We start from the raw sequence: 631 nt of genomic DNA, 5'->3' as shown, positions 1-631 counted from the left end.
GTATTAATTTAGATATAATCACAAAAATCACACTATTTCCAAAAGCTCTAAATTTATTCATATAACGCACTCCTTATAATAAATTAAAAAGCTGTCTTAAAATACATAATTAAGGCACTTAATTACCATTAAATGTGTTTTAAGACAGCTTTTTAATTTATTATAAGGAGTGCGTTATATGAATAAATTTAGAGCTTTTGGAAATAGTGTGATTTTTGTGATTATATCTAAATTAATACAGGTATTAGCAGTTGTAGTTGCGGGTATTTATTTTACTGTAAAGCTTAATATGTATAAAACTAATCAAGAAGATGTATATAGCTTTTTTGTTACTCACTCTTTGCTAATCACTATAATTGCATGGGTTGTTACTTTGGGTGTATTTTTATTGTTATATTTAATTAGTAAGAAAAATTTTGTTAATGAAACCAATTTGAATAAAAAGCTTTCATTAAAGACTATACTTATATGTATCATCTGTGGGATAGGTATCAATATAGCTATAGATGGAATATTGACATTAATTAATATAAATGAGTTAGTTCCTGAATACGAAGAATTAATGGCAAGTATCTCTAATAATGATTTTTATATTACGCTGATAGGTGTAGGGATATTAGCTCCTTTTTTT

Annotated in this window: 1 protein-coding gene; it reads left to right on the top strand. The window is 25.4% G+C overall.

All coding sequences use genetic code 11. The features are described 5' to 3' along the window. Positions 1-178: 178 nt before the first annotated feature. Positions 179-631: hypothetical protein (locus tag ACX6CF_RS26535; RefSeq protein ID WP_458788386.1), on the top strand; the 453-nt coding region annotated here is incomplete at its 3' end.

The organism is Vallitalea sediminicola (assembly GCF_054408565.1).
The sequence above is the reverse complement of the archived record's forward strand: the minus strand, read 5'-3'. Positions and strand labels throughout refer to the sequence as shown.